The sequence below is a fragment of the Olleya sp. R77988 genome (assembly GCF_044594215.1).
In the GTDB taxonomy this organism is placed as follows: Bacteria; Bacteroidota; Bacteroidia; order Flavobacteriales; family Flavobacteriaceae; genus Olleya.
In genome coordinates this window covers 2,050,748-2,071,710 of record NZ_CP138988.1, presented here as the reverse complement: position 1 = coordinate 2,071,710, position 20,963 = coordinate 2,050,748, and the positions used below count along the sequence as shown (strand labels likewise).

20 protein-coding genes, 1 tRNA gene and 1 pseudogene are annotated in these 20,963 nt (G+C 30.6%); 8 read left to right on the top strand and 14 right to left on the bottom strand.

The annotated features are described in order from the left end of the window. Positions 1–200: 200 nt before the first annotated feature. Positions 201–1,823 carry a T9SS type A sorting domain-containing protein gene (locus tag SJY17_RS09380; RefSeq protein WP_288956067.1) on the top strand — a complete coding sequence of 541 codons (1,623 nt, stop codon included), beginning with the start codon at positions 201–203 and terminating at the stop codon, positions 1,821–1,823. Positions 1,824–2,053: 230 nt separating this feature from the next. On the opposite strand, the gene guaB is transcribed toward SJY17_RS09380, so the two are convergent. The 7 genes from guaB to SJY17_RS09345 all read right to left on the bottom strand — a co-directional run bounded on the left by guaB (position 2,054) and on the right by SJY17_RS09345 (position 8,680). After that, complete coding sequence (gene guaB, locus SJY17_RS09375; RefSeq protein ID WP_397362305.1) at positions 2,054–3,523, bottom strand: IMP dehydrogenase; 1,470 nt, start codon at positions 3,521–3,523, stop codon at positions 2,054–2,056. Positions 3,524–3,636: 113 nt separating this feature from the next. Next, positions 3,637–4,140 (bottom strand): hypothetical protein, encoded by a 504-nt coding sequence (locus tag SJY17_RS09370; protein ID WP_397362304.1) that lies wholly within the window; start codon positions 4,138–4,140, stop codon positions 3,637–3,639. After that, the gene (locus SJY17_RS09365) at positions 4,140–4,667 is read right to left on the bottom strand and encodes an FMN-binding protein (protein WP_397362303.1); all 528 of its coding nucleotides are present in this window, start codon (positions 4,665–4,667) and stop codon (positions 4,140–4,142) included. Before SJY17_RS09365 ends, SJY17_RS09370 begins: the two co-directional genes overlap by 1 nt. Positions 4,668–4,781: 114 nt before the next feature. Continuing rightward, a complete protein-coding gene (locus SJY17_RS09360; RefSeq protein WP_397362302.1) occupies positions 4,782–5,942 on the bottom strand; it encodes a porin in 1,161 nt (386 codons plus the stop codon). Between the two features lie 183 nt (positions 5,943–6,125). After that, positions 6,126–6,989: a hydroxymethylglutaryl-CoA lyase gene (locus tag SJY17_RS09355; RefSeq protein WP_397362301.1), complete on the bottom strand. Its 864-nt coding sequence runs from the start codon at positions 6,987–6,989 to the stop codon at positions 6,126–6,128. A 29-nt stretch (positions 6,990–7,018) separates the two neighbouring features. Then, complete coding sequence (locus SJY17_RS09350) at positions 7,019–7,645, bottom strand: LysE family translocator (RefSeq protein ID WP_397362300.1); 627 nt, start codon at positions 7,643–7,645, stop codon at positions 7,019–7,021. Further along, the gene (locus SJY17_RS09345; protein ID WP_397362299.1) at positions 7,646–8,680 is read right to left on the bottom strand and encodes a quinone-dependent dihydroorotate dehydrogenase; all 1,035 of its coding nucleotides are present in this window, start codon (positions 8,678–8,680) and stop codon (positions 7,646–7,648) included. It lies immediately after the preceding gene. Between the two features lie 106 nt (positions 8,681–8,786). On the opposite strand from SJY17_RS09345, the pseudogene pepT reads away from it, so the two are divergent. Together pepT and SJY17_RS09335 are read left to right on the top strand one after the other, a co-directional pair. Further along, a pseudogene (gene pepT, locus SJY17_RS09340) lies at positions 8,787–10,028 on the top strand (peptidase T). A gap of 209 nt (positions 10,029–10,237) precedes the next feature. Beyond that, positions 10,238–11,005, top strand: a complete 768-nt coding sequence (locus SJY17_RS09335) for a hypothetical protein (protein ID WP_397362298.1) — start codon at positions 10,238–10,240, stop codon at positions 11,003–11,005. 52 nt (positions 11,006–11,057) lie between these two features. Here the strand turns inward: SJY17_RS09335 and SJY17_RS09330 are convergent, their stop codons facing one another. Further along, entirely contained in the window at positions 11,058–12,023 is a 966-nt protein-coding gene (locus SJY17_RS09330; protein WP_397362259.1) for an IS110 family transposase, read from the bottom strand. Positions 12,024–12,486: 463 nt separating this feature from the next. Here SJY17_RS09330 and SJY17_RS09325 point away from each other — a divergent pair, with 463 nt between their 5' ends. Both SJY17_RS09325 and SJY17_RS09320 read left to right on the top strand, forming a co-directional pair. Next, complete coding sequence (locus SJY17_RS09325) at positions 12,487–12,822, top strand: SET domain-containing protein-lysine N-methyltransferase (protein WP_397362297.1); 336 nt, start codon at positions 12,487–12,489, stop codon at positions 12,820–12,822. A 259-nt stretch (positions 12,823–13,081) separates the two neighbouring features. Further along, on the top strand, positions 13,082–13,459 hold the full coding sequence (locus tag SJY17_RS09320; RefSeq protein WP_397362296.1) for a hypothetical protein: 378 nt from the start codon (positions 13,082–13,084) through the stop codon (positions 13,457–13,459). 73 nt (positions 13,460–13,532) lie between these two features. Here the strand turns inward: SJY17_RS09320 and SJY17_RS09315 are convergent. Further along, positions 13,533–13,614, bottom strand: a tRNA-Tyr gene (locus SJY17_RS09315). Positions 13,615–13,760: 146 nt separating this feature from the next. Between SJY17_RS09315 and SJY17_RS09310 the strand changes: the two genes are divergently transcribed. Further along, the gene (locus tag SJY17_RS09310) at positions 13,761–14,363 is read left to right on the top strand and encodes a YdeI family protein (protein ID WP_397362295.1); all 603 of its coding nucleotides are present in this window, start codon (positions 13,761–13,763) and stop codon (positions 14,361–14,363) included. Between the two features lie 53 nt (positions 14,364–14,416). Here SJY17_RS09310 and yajC read toward each other — a convergent pair whose 3' ends face one another. The 4 genes from yajC to SJY17_RS09290 form a co-directional block, all read right to left on the bottom strand. Beyond that, a complete protein-coding gene (yajC, locus tag SJY17_RS09305; protein ID WP_397362294.1) occupies positions 14,417–14,713 on the bottom strand; it encodes a preprotein translocase subunit YajC in 297 nt (98 codons plus the stop codon). Continuing rightward, on the bottom strand, positions 14,713–15,222 hold the full coding sequence (locus tag SJY17_RS09300; protein WP_397362293.1) for a DUF1573 domain-containing protein: 510 nt from the start codon (positions 15,220–15,222) through the stop codon (positions 14,713–14,715). Before SJY17_RS09300 ends, yajC begins: the two co-directional genes overlap by 1 nt. Before the next feature lie 86 nt (positions 15,223–15,308). Beyond that, a complete protein-coding gene (gene nusB, locus SJY17_RS09295; protein WP_397362292.1) occupies positions 15,309–16,253 on the bottom strand; it encodes a transcription antitermination factor NusB in 945 nt (314 codons plus the stop codon). 111 nt (positions 16,254–16,364) lie between these two features. Continuing rightward, positions 16,365–17,468: a Glu/Leu/Phe/Val dehydrogenase gene (locus SJY17_RS09290; protein WP_397362291.1), complete on the bottom strand. Its 1,104-nt coding sequence runs from the start codon at positions 17,466–17,468 to the stop codon at positions 16,365–16,367. A 144-nt stretch (positions 17,469–17,612) separates the two neighbouring features. Here SJY17_RS09290 and SJY17_RS09285 point away from each other — a divergent pair, with 144 nt between their 5' ends. Together SJY17_RS09285 and SJY17_RS09280 are read left to right on the top strand one after the other, a co-directional pair. Further along, entirely contained in the window at positions 17,613–19,355 is a 1,743-nt protein-coding gene (locus SJY17_RS09285; protein WP_397362290.1) for an ABC transporter ATP-binding protein, read from the top strand. An 88-nt stretch (positions 19,356–19,443) separates the two neighbouring features. Further along, positions 19,444–19,872 (top strand): PUR family DNA/RNA-binding protein, encoded by a 429-nt coding sequence (locus tag SJY17_RS09280; RefSeq protein ID WP_397362289.1) that lies wholly within the window; start codon positions 19,444–19,446, stop codon positions 19,870–19,872. A 57-nt stretch (positions 19,873–19,929) separates the two neighbouring features. Here SJY17_RS09280 and SJY17_RS09275 read toward each other — a convergent pair whose 3' ends face one another. Next, positions 19,930–20,958 carry a 1-acyl-sn-glycerol-3-phosphate acyltransferase gene (locus SJY17_RS09275; protein WP_397362288.1) on the bottom strand — a complete coding sequence of 343 codons (1,029 nt, stop codon included), beginning with the start codon at positions 20,956–20,958 and terminating at the stop codon, positions 19,930–19,932. Positions 20,959–20,963: the final 5 nt, after the last annotated feature.

Genomic DNA, 20,963 nt, shown 5'->3' with positions numbered 1-20,963 from the left:
AAAAAACCTACTAACTTCGAAAATAATATAACTAATGATATAAATCATTAAAACGATGTCATATCATTGAAATAGTTACCTGCAAGCTGAAAAACAACCTTGACACCAAGTTTACAATTCACGTTAAACCTATGTAACCAATGTTACAGTATACCATAAAGTATATTTCTAAATTTGAAATCTAACTTATATTCTATAAAATGTTATTTTTTAAAAACTTAATCTTATCAACATTATTCATACTAACCTTTTCTACTGTTTTTTCTCAAACAGCACCTTTTGAGATTAGTATTGAACCTATTAATATATCTGGTTTAGGTGGTATTCAATCCTATGCATTTGGACAAGCAAATGGAAAGTGGCTTATCGTTGGTGGCAGGCTTGACGGACTTCATAGAAGACAACCTTGGGCATCTTTTGACGTTGCTGGACACAATAATCAATTACTTGTTGTTGACCCAATTTCTCTTCAAAAATGGAGTGCACCTTTAACTACATTACCTACTTCAATTCAAGAGCAATTAAGTTCTACAAATATGGAATTTTATCAAGAAGGAGATTATTTATATTGTATAGGTGGTTATGGATTTAGCCCAACTGAAAATGACCATACAACATTTGATAAACTAACTGCAATTAAAGTATCTGATGTTATAAATGGTATTATAAATAGCACTACAATATCTACTTTTTTCAGACAAATTACAGACACACAATTTCAAGTAACTGGTGGTAGATTAAAAAAAATAAATAACACATATTACTTACTAGGTGGACAAAAATTCATTGGAAGATACAATCCTATGGGACCAAATAACGGACCAGGATTTATACAAGAATATACAGATGCGATTAGAAAATTTAATCTTTCAGATAATGGTACAACCATTACAATAACACATCTAACACCTCATACTGATAGTAATAATTTACATCGTAGAGATTACAATGCAGAACAACAAATTTTGCCAAATGGAGATGAAGGAATAACAATGTTTTCAGGTGTTTTTCAACAAACAGTAAATTTACCTTTCTTAAACTCTGTAACTGTTGATAGTAATAATTACACTGTAAATAATACCTTTCAACAATATTACAATCATTACCATTGTCCTGTTTTACCAATATATTCTGAACAAGATAATGAAATGCATACTGTTTTCTTTGGAGGCATTGCTCAGTTTTATGATAATTCAGGAACTTTAGTTCAAGACGATAATGTTCCTTTTGTAAATACTATTGCTAGGGTTACTAGAGTTAGTTCTGGAAATATGGCTGAATATAAATTACCTATTGAGATGCCCTCACTTTTAGGAGCAGGAGCAGAATTTATTCCAAATTTAGATTTTCCACATTTTAATAATGAAGTTTTCAAATTAGATTATCTAACAACTGAAGAAACTTTGATAGGTTATATTTATGGAGGTATAAGTAGTACACAACCTAATATTTTCTTTATTAATGATGGTACACAAAGTAGTGCCAATAATCAAATTTTTAAGGTTTTAATAAAGAAACCTACAAGTTTATCTGTTGATGACTTAAATGAATCAAGTACAAATAACTTAAACTTAAAAATATATCCTAATCCAAATGATGGCAGATTAAAGGTTGCATTTAATTTGAATGAAGTTGAAGATGTAAAATTAATTATACACGATTTAAACGGGAAAATTATTGACAAAGTTATATTATCTAATTTATCAATTGGGAGTAATTTTTATGAAAAGGACATTACCAAACTAACTAATGGTAGTGTATATTTTATTTCTATAGAAACATCGAATATTAAAACAACTCACAAATTAGTAGTGAAAAGATAAAGCCTGCAGGTAACACCGTATATAATTTATTGCTAGTTCGAGCCTACTTACGAAAGTCCTCGCAGACTTTCTTGGTCGGTAATTATTTACTAAATTAGTTGCTTAAAACACGCAACAAACCATATACAACAACGTTATATTATTTTCGAAACTTAAAAAAACATATAAAAAAGCACAACTTAAAAGTTGTGCTTTTTTTATACTACGTTTCCTTTATGTAAAGAAGTTTGTTATCTAGAATAGTTAGGAGATTCTTTAGTAATAGTCACATCGTGTGGATGGCTTTCGTTAATTCCAGATGCTGTAATTTTTACAAATTGTCCAGTTTGTTTTAACGTTTCGACATCTTTAGCACCACAATAACCCATTCCTGCACGTAAACCTCCAACAAATTGGTGGATACTTTCAAATAATTCTCCTTTATATGGCACACGACCAACAATACCTTCTGGTACTAGTTTTTTAATATCGTCTTCTACATCTTGGAAGTAACGGTCTTTACTACCTTGTTTCATAGCTTCAACAGATCCCATTCCTCTGTAAGATTTAAACTTACGTCCTTCGTAAATAATAGTTTCTCCTGGACTTTCTTTAGTTCCTGCAAGTAATGATCCTAACATTACAGTATCTGCTCCTGCTGCAATTGCTTTTGGGATATCTCCTGTATAACGGATTCCTCCATCTGCAATAACTGGCACTCCACTTCCTTTTATAGCTGCTGCAACTTCTAAAACTGCACTAAACTGAGGAAAACCTACTCCTGCAACTACACGTGTAGTACAGATAGAACCTGGTCCAATACCAACTTTTACTGCATCTGCACCTGCTTTTACTAAATATTTAGCAGCTTCAGCTGTTGCGATATTACCAACTATAACGTCTAGTTTTGGAAATTTTTCTTTTATATCTTTTAACACTGTAACTACACCTTTTGTGTGTCCATGTGCTGTATCAATAACTACTGCATCTACACCAGCTTTTACTAAAGCAGATGCTCTGTCTACTGCATCTCCTGTTACACCAATTGCTGCAGCAACACGCAATCTTCCGTATGTGTCTTTGTTTGCAAATGGTTTTTGTGTAACCTTTGTTATATCTCTAAAGGTGATTAATCCAACTAGTTTATCTCCTTCAACTATTAATAGCTTTTCAATTTTATTTTCTTGTAATATTTTTTCTGCATCTTTTAATGATGTTCCCACTGGAGCAGTCACTAAATTTTCGCTAGTCATAACCTCAACAATAGCTCTGTCGTTTTTGTGTTCAAAACGTAAGTCTCTGTTAGTTACAATACCTTTTAGCTTTCCGTTTTCGTCTACTATTGGGATTCCACCAATGCTATATTCTCTCATAGCATTTTTAGCATCTGCAACAACTGCTGTTAATGGTAAAGTTACAGGATCTAAAATCATACCGCTTTCTGCACGTTTTACTTTACGCACTTTAGCAGCTTGTTGATCTATAGTCATGTTTTTATGCAACACACCTATACCACCTTCTTGAGCCATAGCAATTGCCATCCTACTTTCTGTAACCGTATCCATAGCAGCAGATACAATAGGTACATTAATGGTAATATTTTTTGTAAATTTTGTTTGAATGTTGACTTCGCGTGGAAGGACTTCTGAAAATGCTGGAACTAAAAGTACGTCGTCATAAGTAAGACCTTCTCCAACAATTTTATTTTCGTGTGCTGTCATGATGCAATTAGAATTAATTGCGTGTAAAGATAATGGTTTTAAATGATTTTATGTGGTTTTAAAGTTAAGAACTTGTTTTCTGTAAAAAGAGGAGAAAAACAATAGTATAATTACTATTCGCTTTTTACTTTCTTGCTAAACAATAACTGTTTAAGTATAATTAAAGCAGAAATTGAATAACTTAAAGTCATTAAAGTACCAGATACCATTACTATATATTTCATCCAAGTAATCCCTTTCCAAAGTAAATACAAACCTCCAAAAGTTAAAACAACAGATAAAAAAGGCTCTATCATTAAAAAGACTTTTAGTTTATAACTAAGTTGAGTAGTAGATAAAATTGCACCTAATAAAACAAATATTAAAGCCATAGATAATATGTGGCTATGCACAATATTTAGCATTTGTTTTTCGGTTTTTTTAAACTTCATTACTGTAGCTTCCTCATCATTTTCATTCCCTAAATATTGTTCTTCAATCCCATTTGGATTTGCAGTAGAGGTCTGGTTAACAAATAATAATCCAGTAAAAAAACCAATACTTAATACTATTACAAAAGCTGTTAGTAATAGTTTTATTTCTTTTGGAAGCGAATATATTAGTCCGTTTAATTGCATTACAAAGCTGCTTTTTGATTTAGTATTTTTAATGATGCTAAAAGGTTATTCATTGCTTCTGTCATAGATCGTACAGATATAGTAGCACCAGAAATAGCAACTATATTATCTCCATATTTTAATTGGTCGTTTTGTGTTTTTCCTATAAATTGTTTTAACCAACGTTTACTTCCAATCTCTCCTCCATAATCTTCCCTATACACTAAAACTTTTGCTTTTTTTACGATTAAATCGGAATCTAATAATACCAAATAATCAAACTGATCTGTTTTACTTGGTGCTTTTGCAACATAAGCGTAACCTAAAAGTGTTGAGTCTGACTTAATTTCGAAAAAATTATCAGTTCCAAATTTTGAAGGTAATGTACTTGCAATGTCTTCAGAAATTAATTTAGATTCAAATAAAAATGTGTCAACCTGATACGTGTCTTTAATTGCTTTATCTACTTTTTTCTGAATGCTTTTAGGTAATCCAAAAGCAAGTAAAACAAATGCTAAAAATAATACTGAAAGAAATTTAATTTTCATGATGCAAAAGTATTAATAATATTGAGTCATTAAGCAATTAAAGTGCCAAATAGCTTTTACTGAAAATTGATTTTCAGTAAAAACTACTAAGCACTTAAATAATAACCATTAGGTTTAGAACCAAACTCCTAAACCAACATTTAATTGACCAACAGTTTCTGAGTTTTCAAACGCATTACCTTTTAATTGATAATCTGTTTTTAACACAGCTCCTGGAGCCATTTTATAGCTTAATCCAAACGTCCATTCGTCTCGATCATAACTATCATTTTTTGTTAATCCACCTGCAACAGATGCATGTGTATCATAATCGCTATATCTAGCAAATGCAAATAATTGTTGACTCTTATTTTGTGGTAATAAATTATAAGCACCTTCTAAATACCAACCTTGTAAAGCACTACCCAAGTCTGCAGTATATAATGTATTATAATCCTCTGTGTCGCTTAAACTAGCATGAATAAATTGTCCACGTGCAGTAAAACGTTGGTAAGCATATCTTGCATCAAAACCAATCATAGATATTCCTATGCTAGTTCCATCAATATGCTCTACATCATCTTCTGCTTGTGTACGTCCAAAATATCCTGATAATCCTAAACGCAATCCTGGTAAACCATAGTAATCTACTTTAGCAGAAAAGTTTGGAGAATCTACTGTAGACCTAATACCTTTTTGACGTCCATTACGTAATCCATTACTTCCTCCTAATGTTTTTGTTTCATTTATAGATTGAAAACCATTAAAGATATATGCTTGATATCCTAAAGATATCTCGTTAAAACGACCTTGTACTCCTACTCCAATTTCTCTCCAAGTTGTTGGCACAATACTAGCATCAATTGATGGTCTTTCTACACCATTAAAGGTTGTTGGTTCATGATATTCATTTGTTATTCCCATTGGCACTAACATTAATCCTCCACGTGCATTAATATTATCTCCTAAAGCGTATTGTACAAAAGCTTGTTCTACAAAAACTTCTTCTACATGCTCTAATTCTATTTCTGTTACAAACTGTACTTTATCGCTAAACTTATAACCAAAAAGTAATACTAAGCGTTGTACATCTAACTCTCCATTATCACCTTCTGGTTGGTTGTACGTAATCTCTCCATATCCACCAACGGTTACACCAGAATTAATGTTACCTGATAATATACGTTGTGCAGCATTAATTTGTGTTTGCGGATTTACTGATAAAGAATCTGGTGCTGTTTGTGCAAATGATATTGCACTTATTAAAATTGTAATTACTGATACTAAATTTTTCATTGTTTTTATTTAGACTAATTATAAATAGTTTTATATTTCGAGCGCAAAAATAAAAATGAAAACTAATTTACACAAGTTTATTTAGAATTAATTTAAATAAAAAAAAGAGATTTTTTCTTAAATATTTGTAATACAGCAATTTAACAAACGTTAAAATTGTTTCAAATAAATAATACAAAAAGATTAATGGTATTTAGTGAAGATTTTAGATGCTTCATTGTATGCACTTTCAAAAGACATTGCATTTAAATTGGAAGCTTTTTTTGTAGTTAGATAAGACAATACTTTTTCGGTAGGCATATTTCCAGTTAATTCGTCTTTAGCCATAGGACATCCTCCAAAACCTTGAATTGCTCCATCAAAACGTCTACATCCAGCTCTATAGGCTGCATTAACTTTTTCAAACCAAGTAGATGGTGTGGTGTGTAAATGTGCTCCAAACTCTATATTAGAATATTGAGGGATTAAATTAGAGAACAAATAATCTATATTTTCTGGATTAGAAGTCCCTACAGTATCGCTTAAAGACAAGATTTTAACTCCCATTTTACTTAAACGTTCTGTCCACTCTCCTACTATATCTACATTCCAAGGATCTCCATAAGGGTTACCAAATCCCATTGAAATATAAACGACTACCTCTTTATTTACAGCATCTGCTTTATTTAAAATATCCTGTAATGTCACCACAGATTGTGCAATAGTCTTATGCGTATTACGCATTTGAAAATTCTCTGAAATTGAAAAAGGATAGCCCAAATAATCAATCTCTGGATGTTTACAAGCATCTACAGCTCCTCTAGTATTAGCAACAATTGCTAATAATTTACTGGTTGTTTTAGATAAGTCTAATTGTGATAAAACCTTAGCTGTATCCACCATTTGCGGTATTGCTTTTGGTGACACAAAACTACCAAAATCTATAGTATCAAACCCAACACGAAGTAACGATTGGATATATTGTACCTTCTGCTCAGTTGGTATAAATTGCTTTATACCTTGCATAGCATCTCTAGGACATTCTATAACTTTAACGTGGTTTGACATTTATAGTTTTAAATCTTGTATAAAAGTAGTTATTTTTCTGAACAAAAAATAAATATTGCTATTCCAATAAATACAATAATCTGTAACCACTTTAAAACGACTCCAATACTTTTACTATGCTTTAAATAATCCGAAATAAATCCAGCCAAAATAGCAATAGTAGAAAATACTATAAATGATGTTGCCATAAAAAACAAGCCTAAAACATAAAACTGAGTTACAGTTGATAAGCTATCTGAGAACAAAAAACCTGGAAAAAAGGCTAAGAAAAAAATAGATACTTTAGGATTTAGTACATTCATTATAAATCCTTGTTTAAATAGCTGCCACATGCTTTTTTCTGGAACTGAATCACTACTTAAAGCTACTTTTACATCACTTTTATAAACCTTATACGCTAAGAATAATAAATAGGCTGCACCTAAAAATTTAATAGCAAAAAATAAGTTGTCATTTTGCTTAATTATTGCAGACACACCAAAAGCCACTAAAGTAGTATGTATTAAACAACCAGTTATTAACCCAAAAACTGTGGCTAACCCATATTTACGACCATTAGTAATGCTTTGCATTAACACGTAAATATTATCTGGACCTGGAGAAATAGCTAATACAGATGTTGCTAAAACAAACCCAAATAACGTCTCGTAATTCATTTAACTGTTGTTTAAAATAGCTTTATTTATCTTTTTAATTAGGCTTGGTCCTTCATATACAAAACCTGTATAAATTTGTACTAAGTCTGCTCCTGCTTCAATTTTATCTAAAGCATCTTGGGCAGAATGGATACCTCCTACTCCAATAATTGGAAAAGCCTTATTGCTTTTATCTGCTAAATATTTTATAACTCTTGTAGATTTATCTTTAACAGGTTGTCCACTTACGCCTCCATTTCCTATTTGTTCTAATCGTTCTGTTGTAGCTTTTAAATTAGATCTATCTACAGATGTATTACTTGCTATAACTCCATCTAAATTAGTTTCTTTAACTAACTCGATAATTTCATCTAATTGGATATCGTTTAAATCTGGTGCAATTTTAAGTACAATTGGCTTTTGTTTTGCAAACGTTTTATTTGCTTTTTGTACAGTACTAATAAGCTCTAGTAAATAATCTTTATCATTTAACTTAGCATGACTGCCTACATTTGGACAACTTACATTAAGTACAAAATAATCCACATAAGGATGCAAACCGTTAAAACACTCTAGGTAATCTTTAGTATAATCCTCAGGTTTAGTCTGTGTGTTTTTACCAATGTTTCCACCAATAATAAGCTTGCCTTTATTTTTTTTAAGCTGAATTATAGCATTCTCCAAACCTTCGTTATTAAAGCCCATTCTGTTAATAATCCCTTGGTCAGATTTTAATCTAAATAAACGTTGTTTTGGGTTACCAGCTTGACCTTTTGGTGTAACAGTACCAATTTCTATAAACCCAAAGCCAAAGTTTGACAACTCGTTATATAACACTGCATTTTTATCAAAACCAGCTGCTAATCCTACTGGATTTTTAAAGGTTAAACCAAAAATGTTTCGTTCTAATTTAGGATCTTCAATAACATACAAACTTCTAAATATTGAAGTAAATCCAGGAATTTTTGAAGTAAATTTTACTAATGAAAATGTAAAATGATGAATTTTTTCAGGATCGAAAAGAAAAAATAATGGTCTAAGCAGTAATTTGTACATCTAATAATGTTTGCACAAAAGTAATTCTAATTAAAAAAATGAGCAATTCAAAAGATAAAAAACTTAATAATCGTAACTTTATACTTTCAAATAAAAGTAGATAAAAATGATTTCTAAAGAAGATATAATTAAAAGATTTGTAGGTTACGTAACTGTAGATACAGAATCTGATCCAGCAAGTGACACTACACCAAGTACAGCAAAACAATGGGATTTAGCCAATGCTTTGGTGGACGAGCTTAAAGCAATTGGTATGGAAGATGTCACTATAGATAAGCATGCTTATATTATGGCAACTTTACCTAGTAATGTAGATCATGAAGTGCCAACTATTGGGTTTATTTCTCATTTTGATACTACACCAGATTTTACAGGAGCCAATGTAAAACCTCAGATTATTGAAAACTATGACGGAAAAGATATTGTTTTAAGCAAAGCTGAAAACATTATACTATCTCCAGATTATTTTGACGATTTACTATTATACAAAGGTCAAACATTAATTACAACAGATGGTACCACATTACTTGGTGCAGATGATAAAGCTGGTATTACTTAGATAATATCTGCAATGGAATATCTAGTGGCTAATCCACAAATTAAACACGGAAAAATTAGAGTTGGTTTTACACCAGACGAAGAAATTGGTCGTGGTGCACATAAGTTTGATGTCGAAAAATTTGGTGCAGAATGGGCTTACACTATGGATGGTAGCCAAATTGGAGAATTAGAATACGAAAACTTTAATGCAGCAGGAGCTGTTGTAAAAGTAAAAGGAAAAATTGTTCATCCTGGTTATGCAAAAGGAAAAATGGTAAATAGCATGTACATTGCTACAGAGTTTATTAACTCTTTACCAAGATTAGAAACACCAGAACATACGGAAGGTTATCAAGGCTTTTTTCACTTATACTCTATTAAAGGTGAAGTAGAAGAAACGGTTTTAGAATACATTATCAGAGATCATGATAAAGGTCATTTTGAAGCTAGAAAAGAAATGATGCAAAAGCTTACTGATGAGCTTAACAACCAATACGAACGTGAAGTTGTAACTATAGACATCAAGGATCAATACTTTAATATGAAAGAAAAGGTAGAGCCTGTAATGCATATTGTAGATATTGCTGAAGAAGCCATGAAACAATTAAACATCAAACCGCTTATTAAAGCTATACGTGGTGGTACAGATGGATCGCAATTAAGTTATATGGGTTTACCATGTCCTAATATTTTTGCTGGAGGACATAATTTTCATGGACGATACGAGTATGTTCCTGTAGAAAGTATGATAAAAGCAACAGAAGTAATTTGCAAAATTTGCGAGATTACAGCTGAAAAAAATAATTAGTTTTACTCAAACAATATACCAAAAAGCCAAAACAAATCTGTTTTGGCTTTTTGGTTTTAAGACACTTGACTTTGTCAGAAAAAACAACTAACTTCGTTTAACATTCGATAAAGAGAATTGAAAACTCTCCTTATCTATACGTTGTATGCAATTTGACCAAATTATGTGCTTATTGGTATAATTGTTGATTGAAATACAAAAAGCAATTCATGAAAATATCTAAATTTATTCTATTTCTAGCGCCTATTTTAATTACCTTTTTTTCTTGTGATAATGAACCTGTAGATTTTACTTTTGAAGAAAATTTTACTTCTGAAAATAACGATATAAAATGGTGGATACTTGTGCATCCATCATACGGGAATTCTGGAATTTATCTGTATAATGAAACAAACTCAACTATAGAAAACATATTACCTTTACCTGATTCAAATGGCTCACCACATGCGCTAGATTTTGACGGAAACTCATTATGGTTAGGAGGTGCGAAATCAATAGATACAACAAACGGAATCGTTACCCATAACCCTATTTATGAACTAAATCCTGATAACGGAGAAGTAATATCAACAATAGATAATATAAGAACCGAAGGAATCGCTGTCTCTGATAATCATATTTACTATTCAACTTATGGGCAAATTATAGAAATCACAAAAACTGGAATTTTTGTTAGTTCAACACCTATAGAAAACACTAATATTAATGACATTGCCATATATGACTCAAATAAATATTATGTTTATAATGGTTCAATAGACCCAATTATCCGTATAAACGAAACATCAGGACAAAATGAATTTATTCTAGAAACTGATATTCCAAACCTTTATACTTTATCTATTAGAGATGATAATTTTGTAGTTGTGAGTAATAATCATTTTAGGAGATTCGATTTGAATACAGGAGAATATCTATCTGATATTAAAATAGAAATAGATGGTTGGATTACTGCTATAGCACCTTACAATAGATAATCTGAATAAAAAACTGCATACAACAAAGAACTGAGTTAAAAAACAAGCGATTTTAAGTTAATTTTGAAACAAAGTTTTCATCATAAGGTAGTCCACTTTTAGCTATTGCAAAAGCTTGTTTTAGTAGTTTATTTGCGACTGCTATTAATGCTAGTTTTTTACTCTTTCCTTTTGCTACAATTCGGTCAAATAAAGCTTTACAGGCTTTGTTATATTTATTGGCAGAAAACGCTGCTAAAAAAACTAAATTCCGAAGCTTCTTATTTCCTACTTTACTTATTCTGCTTCGTCCTCTTACGCTACTTCCTGATTCCCTAATGGTTGGTGTTATTCCAACGTAACTACAAAGTTGTGATGCAGTTTCAAACTTCTTAAAACCATCTGTGACTACTATTAAAAATAATGCAGTTTTCATCCCTATTCCTGGTATGGTTTGCAATAATGTTAATTGCGCTTGTTGTTCTTGTTTTACTAATTCTAAAAGGCGTTTCTCTAAATGTAAAATCTCTTTCTTTAAATGCTTTAAGTCGCGATTTAAGGATTGATAAACCGTTTTTGATGGTATTCCTAAAGTGTTCTCGCCATGAATTTTATTTTTTGTGGCTGTACTTTTTTTAACGTAACTATCCAGTAATCTAAACAGCTGTAAGCATTCTGCTTGCACATCTGTTAGCCCATTATACAATGGAACCTCGTTAATGGTTCCGTACTCACAAATGGATTTTGCATCGCTCTTATCGGTTTTTACTTTTGCTAATTTCATCTGGATAAAGCGTTTTACAGATAATGGATTAACTACAGAAACTAACACTCCATTTTTATACAAAAACTGTGCTAATCTGTAATGATAATAACCTGTAGCCTCCATGACTACTAATGCCTTTTTGGGTAAACTTTTTAATAACTGTTTAAAGCCTTTTTCATCATTTTGTAATTGATAATGTCCTTTTGTTTTACTGTAGACATCAAAAACATTTTTACTAATGTCAATACCATAAAATTTTTTATCTTTAGTCATAACAACTTAAAATTTGGAAAGAACAGAAGCTACTCACATTTCAACAACTTAAAATCGAGATCTAGGTCTCACAGAACTGAACGAAGTTTAAGTAGTAAAAGAGAGAGGATTATCAATGTTGTCGAAGTCTAAAGCTTCACCGTGTATAGTAATCTTATTTCTCTCTTTTGTTCTTTCTGATTAATACTTAAATTTAGTGAATTGCAAACTTAAGACGTGTATATTTAATTGCTTGGTTCTCGCCTACTTGGAAAATCCTACGGATTTTCCTCTGGTTCGTTCCATTTTTGTTAAATTAGTTGCTTGCAACCACGCAACTAACCATACACAACAACGTTAAAAGAACTTTCTCAAATCAAACACATTTATTATCAACAGCAATATTCAAAACAATACAATTGACACTTCAGAGTCTGATTACTTATACTACCAAGCATCACAAATACAAAACGCTGGCAATGGTTTGTTTACAGCAATAGACATTTATAAAAATGAAGTAATCTCTTTATTTAAAGGAGAAATTATTGATGCAATTGAAGCAGATAAAAGAGCCAAACAAAACCAAGACCAATATTTTATAAACTTATTAGATGGTAGCATTATGGATAGTATGCATACAGATTGCTTTGCTAAATATGCTAATGACACCAAAGGGTCAAAAAATAGTCCGTTTAAAAACAATGCAAAAATTACTTTAGACGAGGATAATAACGTGTGTATTAAAGCAACAAAAAAGATAAAAGCTGGAGAAGAAATATTTTGTGGCTATGGTAAACGCTATTGGAAAAAGCACAGTTAGTGTTAAGATAAACGTCTGTTTGAGTGATTTTTGAGGAACAAAAAATAGTATCGGAAATTTTTTGAGTAAAAATTCTTATTCTCGATACAAATTTTACTCATTTTTAAACGTAAAACTTACCCAAACTGACTAATTTTATCAAAAAAAACTCATCAAGTAGTATATAAGTTTAAAAATAAACACCTAGAATTAGTTTTTGTGAGGAAATAAAAAATTAAATTTGCGCAACAAAAGGCACTAACCTATTTAACTTTTACTCTTGGAAAATAAAAAAGCAATTACACTAATAGACAAAATTCTGAAAAACCTAAATAAAACAGGTATAAATACAGATGTATTAATTGACGACATTAAAGCTTTAAGGACTTATGTTTTAGACTTAGAAGTAAAAGTACCTTTAGCAGTAAAAGTACTTCGTTATACTTATGAGCATATAGAAGCAAACGATTCTTTTTTAATAGCAATTCCAGAAGACAGTCCAATAGAAGATGAAGAGGCTGAAGTTATCGAAACAGAAGAGACTAACACAGATCCAGTTGAAAGTCTTAGCTATTTAATTTCGTTAATTGGAAACCTTGATAATAGCATGAATATTTTAGATTTAAAATCTTATAAAAAAGCATTAATGGAGTTTTAAAAACTGACATTTCTAAATAATTATATCATAAAAAAAGCCTTCTTAAATTTAAGAAGGCTTTTTTATTAAAATGTGGGGAGAGCAGGATTCGAACCTGCGAAGACGTAGTCAGCAGATTTACAGTCTGCCCTCGTTGGCCGCTTGAGTATCTCCCCAAAGTAGACTGTAAATATATCTAAGTTTTAGATGACATCAAAACAAAAAAATCACATTAATAGTGATTTTTTTGAAAGCGTCTGATTACTAATTAATTATTGTTTAATCTTTTTATTTATTAATTTTAGGCTAAAGATAATTTACAATGAAAAAAGTGACTTCGGTTGAAGAATATATAGAAATAAACGCTGATTATAAAGAGGCTTTAGAACTACTACGTGATTTACTATTATCTACATCTTTAGACGAAACCATTAAATGGAGTGCTCCTGTTTATAGCCATAAAGGTAAAAATGTGGTTGGATTAGGTGCTTTTAAACAATACTTTTGCTTGTGGTTTTTTAATGGTGTGTTTTTAAAGGACAAACATAACATGCTGCATAATGCACAAGAAGGTAAAACTAAAGCGTTGCGTCAATTACGTTTTACAACTCTAGAAGCTATTAATAAACCTCTAGTTTTAGATTATATTAAAGAGGCTATTGATAATCAAAAATTAGGTAAAGAATTAAAACCGGTTAGAACAACAACAAAAGATATTATTATTCCAGAAGAATTAATAAAAGTTTTTAAAAGTAATACTGACTTAAATATTGCTTTTAAAGGCTTATCGCCTTCAAAACAGCGTGAGTATTGCAATTATATTACTGAAGCTAAAAGAGAAGCTACAAAGCTGTCTAGACTTGAAAAAATTATCCCAATGATTATAGACTCTAAAGGTTTACATGATAAGTACAAAAACTGTTAACTAAAAAAGGCGACCAAATGGTCGCCTTTTTTTTATATTAAATTAACAAAATACTACTTTTTTAAATCTGTAGTTGATTTGTTAAGAGCTTTACTCATTTCCATAGAAATTGCAGAACGATCAAACTTTAACTTTCCAGACATAGTTTCTATAATACAACTATTATCCTTATCGTTAAGGTCTGCAATCTTTCCGTGCATTCCACTTTTAGTAATTACTTTGTCACCACGTTTTAAATCTGCAGCAAAAAGTTTTTCTTGTTTAGCACGCTTCATCTGTGGTGCAATCATAAAGAAGTACACTACAGCAAACATTGCTATTATTGGTAAAAAACCGCTAATTCCGTCCATTATTTCTGAATTACTGGTCCTAAGTTACGGTTTGCTGCTGGTTTTGCTTTAACTGGTGCATTAGGATCTGGCTTGATAAAAGCAGTAATCTTTACAGATTCTTTTCCTGTTGCTGTGTTAGCAGTAATGTTTATAACTTTAGATGTTTTGTTAGCACCTTTACCATTAAACTTTACTGTAAACTTGTCTGATTGTCCAACTGCTAATGGCTCTCTAGACCAATCTTTAGGAATTGTACATCCACAAGTACTTTTTACATCTGTAATTACTAATGGAGCATCTCCAGTGTTTGTGTAAGTAAATACTGTCTCTTGAGGAGCTCCATTAAGAATCTCTCCAAAATCATGCTCTTTTTTATCAAAAGTGATTACTGGTAATTTGTTAGATTTTGCATCTCTTGTTGCAGCTGCTGCTACATTTTTAGAATCAATTTTTGCTGCTGCATCTTGCTTACATGATGTTAAGCTTATTAAGCATACTGCGCTTAATAGAATCATTACTTTTTTCATAATACTTATTTTTAGATTTGAAGAAGCCTTTATTTTTGGCTTCTGTTTTATAATTTTTGGTGTGTAAAAATAATAATAATTTTTAACTACATCAATCCTCTTCCTATTTTATTTAGTTTCCCTTCTTCTTGATACTCTTTTAATAACTTATCAAGGATTCCGTTTATAAAAATACTACTTTTTGGTGTAGAGTATTCTTTTGCTATTTCTAAGTATTCGTTTATAGTTACTTTAGTAGGAATAGATGGAAAGTTTTTAAGTTCGCAAATAGCCATTTTTAATAATACTAAATCTATACTTGCAATACGCTCTGTATCCCAATTTTTAGTTTTAGCTGTAATTTCTTCACCTAATTTAGATTGATTTAATAAGGTCTTTTTAAACAAGTTTATTGCAAATTGTTTATCCTCTATATCTTTATATAATTTTGGTGTTAAAAGATGGTCGTCAGACGTTTCTTTTATCTTACGTAATAGTTTTACAATAGATGTATTAACTGATGGTAAGTCATCCAACCACGTTAAGTTTTTATCTTCTATGTAATCGTATAGTTTTTCGTTTGGTGCAATTATTTCTTTAAAAACATCTGTTATAAAGTCTTTATCCTCTTTAAAAGTTGATGTTTTAGTTTGCATATAATCTTTATACAAATCGCTTGCAATAATATCTTTATAGATAATATCTACATACTCGTTATCCAATTGCCAGTTATTTATTTTATGAACTTCAAAAGTGTTTTTTAAAACTAAATTATTAGCAATAAGCTGTAATACTTGATTATTTATAAACTTTTTGTTTGGATTTTTTTCTTCTGAAGTTGCTAAATGCTTTTTTTGAATTGTTTCTAATTGAGTTTTAGATTTTTTACTAACTTCAATCATTAAAGACATTAACATTAAATACAGATTATACATATTATCAATACTGTATAATAAAAACTTTTGGTCTTTTGAAAAATCATCACTTTCAGAACCACTAAATGCATATAAAACTTGCATTACTTTAACACGAATATGTCTTCTACTTAGCATAGTTACAAAGAACTTTAAATTTCAATTTGGTTGAAATACTTTTAAATTTTGAATTAAAAAGGCGAAAGTTTTCACTTTCGCCTTGCAAAAATAGTCTATTTAATATGATATCTATTGTTGATTTTCTTTTTTTCTAGCTGCAATTCTACTTTTTGCTATTTCTAGTGCTGCATGATGTGTCGTTACACTGTTAGAGTCTGCATTTGATAAAATTTCTAAAGTTGTATTATATATGTTTTCTGTTTTACGCATAATCTCTTGCTTACCATAGTTTTCAAGCTCTGCGTAAACATTAATTATTCCACCAGCATTAATTAAAAAATCTGGCGCATAGACAATCCCTTTGTCTTGTAATATTTTACCATGTTTAAGCTCGTCTGCTAATTGGTTGTTTGCAGCTCCAGCAATAACTTTGGCCTTAATGGTATTAATAGTGGTGTCATTAATTGTTGCTCCTAATGCACAAGGTGCATAAATATCTACATCTTCTGCATAGACGTTGCTTCCTGTATAAATTGAAGCTCCATATTTTTTACTGATAGCTTCTAAGCGTTCCTGATTAATGTCATCAATAATTACTTTGGCTCCATCATTTGTAAGGTGCTCTACTAAAGACTCACCAACATGTCCAATACCTTGGACAATTACTGTTTTATCTTCTAAAACATCAGTTCCAAATTTAAATTTAGCTGCAGCTTTCATACCCATAAAAACACCATAAGCTGTAATAGGTGAAGGATTTCCTGCTCCTCCTTTATCTTCAGAAATACCAGTAACATAAGGTGTTACCTCTCTAACTAAATCCATATCTGCAGTTTCCATACCAACATCTTCTGCTGTAATGTATTTTCCGCTTAAACTATGTACAAACTCTCCAAAACGTTTCATTAATTCTGGCGTTTTCTGTGTTTTAACATCACCAATGATAACTGCTTTTCCGCCACCAAGATTTAATCCTGTTATTGCAGATTTAAAAGTCATTCCTCTAGACAAACGCAATACATCATTAACTGCTTCCCACTCATTAGCATATTGCCACATTCTAGTACCACCTAAAGCAGGTCCTAAAACAGTATTGTGTATTCCAATTATTGCTTTTAATCCTGTATCTTTGTCATTACAAAAAACGACTTGTTCGTGATTATCAAAAGATAATTGCCCAAAAACAGGATCTGATTTTGACAATTGATTAGTGTTAATTAATTCTGAAACCATTTAATTGTTATTAAATTAATGAATAGATATTACGTTATCCGTAAAATCGACACGCAAAATTAACCTATAATTGACATTAAAACAATAATTAGCGTGTTAAAATGCGAAATTGTTAAAAACTATCCAGTTACCTTTTTTATTTAAATGAAAGAATTACAGCATCTTAATAAATATTTTTACAAGTATAGAACCCAAATAATCATTGGTGTTTTAATAACTATTGTCTCAAAACTGTTTACTGTTTTTGTTCCAAAATTTATTGGGTCTATTATTGATGTGATTAATGATCAGCTTCAAAATCCTGAAACTAGTGACGTTATTTACAAAGCAAAACTTTTAAAATACATTCTGTTTTTAGTTGGATCTGCTGTATTATCAGGTTTTTTAACCTTTTGGATGCGTCAAACTATTATAAACGTATCGCGTTATATAGAGTTTGACTTAAAAAATGAAGTCTATCAACAATACCAAAAACTGTCTTTAAATTTTTACAAAAAAAATAGAACTGGAGATTTAATGAATCGTATTAGCGAAGATGTTGGTAAAGTACGTATGTATGCAGGACCAGCCATAATGTACAGTATAAATACTTTAACTCTTTTTGCGGTTGCTTTAGTATTTATGTATAAACAAGCTCCAATGTTGACGTTATATACGATTTTACCATTACCTATATTATCTATTTTAATTTATAAAATAAGTTCTGAAATACATAAACGCAGTACTGTTGTACAGCAATACTTATCAAAATTATCCACCTTTTCTCAAGAAAGTTTTAGTGGTATATCTGTTATTAAAGCTTATGGAATAGAAAAAGAAACCTTTGCTAATTTTGATAAATTGTCAGAAACTAGTAAAGAAAAACAACTTAATTTGGTTAAGGTTCAAGCATTATTTTTCCCGATGATGATTCTACTAATTGGACTAAGTAATGTATTGGTTATATACATTGGAGGTAAACAATATATGAATGGCGAAATCAGTCTAGGTACAATTTCAGAATTTATAATGTACGTTAACTTGCTAACATGGCCAGTTGCAACTGTTGGTTGGGTAACCTCAATTGTACAAGAAGCTGAAGCCTCTCAAAAACGTATTAACGAATTTTTAAAAACTGATCCGGAAATACAAAATAATAATCCCGAACTTTCTGATATTAAAGGAGACATCCAATTTAATGATGTGTCCTTTACTTATGACGACACTAATATTCAGGCTTTAAAAAACATAACCTTTACTGTTAAATCTGGCGAAACTTTAGCTATTATAGGTAAAACAGGTTCTGGAAAATCTACTATTTTAGATTTAGTTGGACGTTTATATGATGTGGATAAAGGCGAAATTTTAATAGACCAACAACCTATTGAAAGCTTAAACCTTTATAGCCTACGTGATGCTACAGGTTATGTACCACAAGACGCCTTTTTATTTAGCGATACAATTAACAATAACATTAAATTTGGAAAAGAAAATGCGTCTGATAACGAAGTTATCGAAGCAGCAAAGTTGGCACAAGTCCATAAAAACATAGTTAAATTTAATAAACAATATGAAACCGTTTTGGGCGAACGTGGTATTACACTTTCTGGTGGACAAAAACAACGTGTATCCATTGCAAGAGCTATTATTAAAAAGCCTCAAATTATGTTATTTGACGATTGTTTGTCTGCTGTAGATACAGAAACAGAAGAAAACATATTAAATAATCTTAAACAGATTACAAAAGGAAAAACAACCATAATTGTTAGCCACAGGATATCTTCTGCTAAAAATGCTGATCAAATAATAGTTTTAGACGATGGACATATAGTACAATCAGGAACGCACGAAGCGCTTATAAACATAGATGGTTACTACAAAGAACTATATTTAAAAACAACTAAGTAAAAAGAATTGTACCAAAATGTTGTGACATTCAACTTTTTTTTTGATTTTTGAGAATAAGAAAACAACTAACAAAACAAATTTTACGATTATGTATAATAACGAGATGATGGAGAAGGAAGAGATTTTTTCGAAAGTATTAAGAGCAGGAAGACGTACTTACTTTTTTGACGTAAGAGCTACAAAAGCAAACGATTATTACTTAACGATTACTGAAAGTAAAAAGTTTACTAATGACGATGGATCGTTTCATTATAAAAAACATAAAATTTATTTATATAAAGAAGATTTTAATGAGTTTAATGAGATCTTAAAAGAAATGACTGATTATATTATCGCAGAAAAAGGAGATGAAGTCATTAGCGAGCGTCACCAAAAAGATTTTAAGAAAGAATACGATACACCACCAGTATCAACTCCTAAAACAGAAACTACAGAAACTGTAGCTCCAGAAGCAACTACAGATGATGCTTCAACAGCAGAAAGCAGATTTACAGATGTAGATTTTGACGATATTTAGACATTACAATTAGACTAATTCTAAAAAAGCCTTTTTATACCTTATAAAAAGGTTTTTTTATGTTTTATTGTAAGCTAATAGTAATAAAAGTGTTATTACAAAACCTATTAATGCTAGTGTAATCCCAAAGCCATAAACAGCAATCCCAAATAATATCAAAAGCCATAATGGCACTAGTGTAATACAAATGGCAAATCTAAAAGTTGACAAAAACTCAAGCTCTTCCACTTTTGGTTTCGCTAATTTTTGCCAAACTAAAACAGGAACACACAAAATTAAATAGATTACTGGTTTTAAAAAGGCTTTAACAAAAGAGTTTCGTTTTGGGCTACTTTGACAATCTTTAAAATTACTTTTTATACACTTATTGACTAAATTTGGGTTAGTAAAATCTACATTTAAATCTGTTAATTGCTTAAGTATTGTCTCATAACCATCTTCTGGTATTTGTGTTGTTAAGCTAGACATAGCCCGAAAAACATCATGTTTGATTTGCTTAGTTGCATCAGCTTCATTTAAAGTACTATATAATGACGATGCAATTGGCTTACCAAAGTTAATAGATACACTACTACCCATTACTTTTGGAGCATCATAATTAAATCCAACAGGAATAAGATTAATATTAGTATCTGGATACTTATCCCTTAACTCTAAAACAATTCTTGTAAACCCTTTACTTAAAGGTCTTACACGTCTTAATAAATTATGACTACCTTCTGGAAAAATAGTTATCGCATTATTTTTATGTAACAGCTCTACACTTTTACTAAAAACAGATTTATTTTTGGTAATAGTACTCCAACCATCTCTAACACGATATACAGGAAGCATGTTTAAACTATTAAGTATACGACTTACCATTGGCTTTTTAAACACAGCTGCTCTGGTTAAAAAATAACAAATTCGTCCAGATTTAGTTGCAATAAGCAAAGGATCTAATAACGCATTTTGATGATTTCCTAAAAACAAAACTGGTTGGTTTTTAGGTATGGTTTGTATCCCTTCTAGTTTGATTTTTTTATAATAAAAAAACAATCCTATTTGGATATACAACTTAACACTATGTAGCCATATTTTTTTCAAAAGCA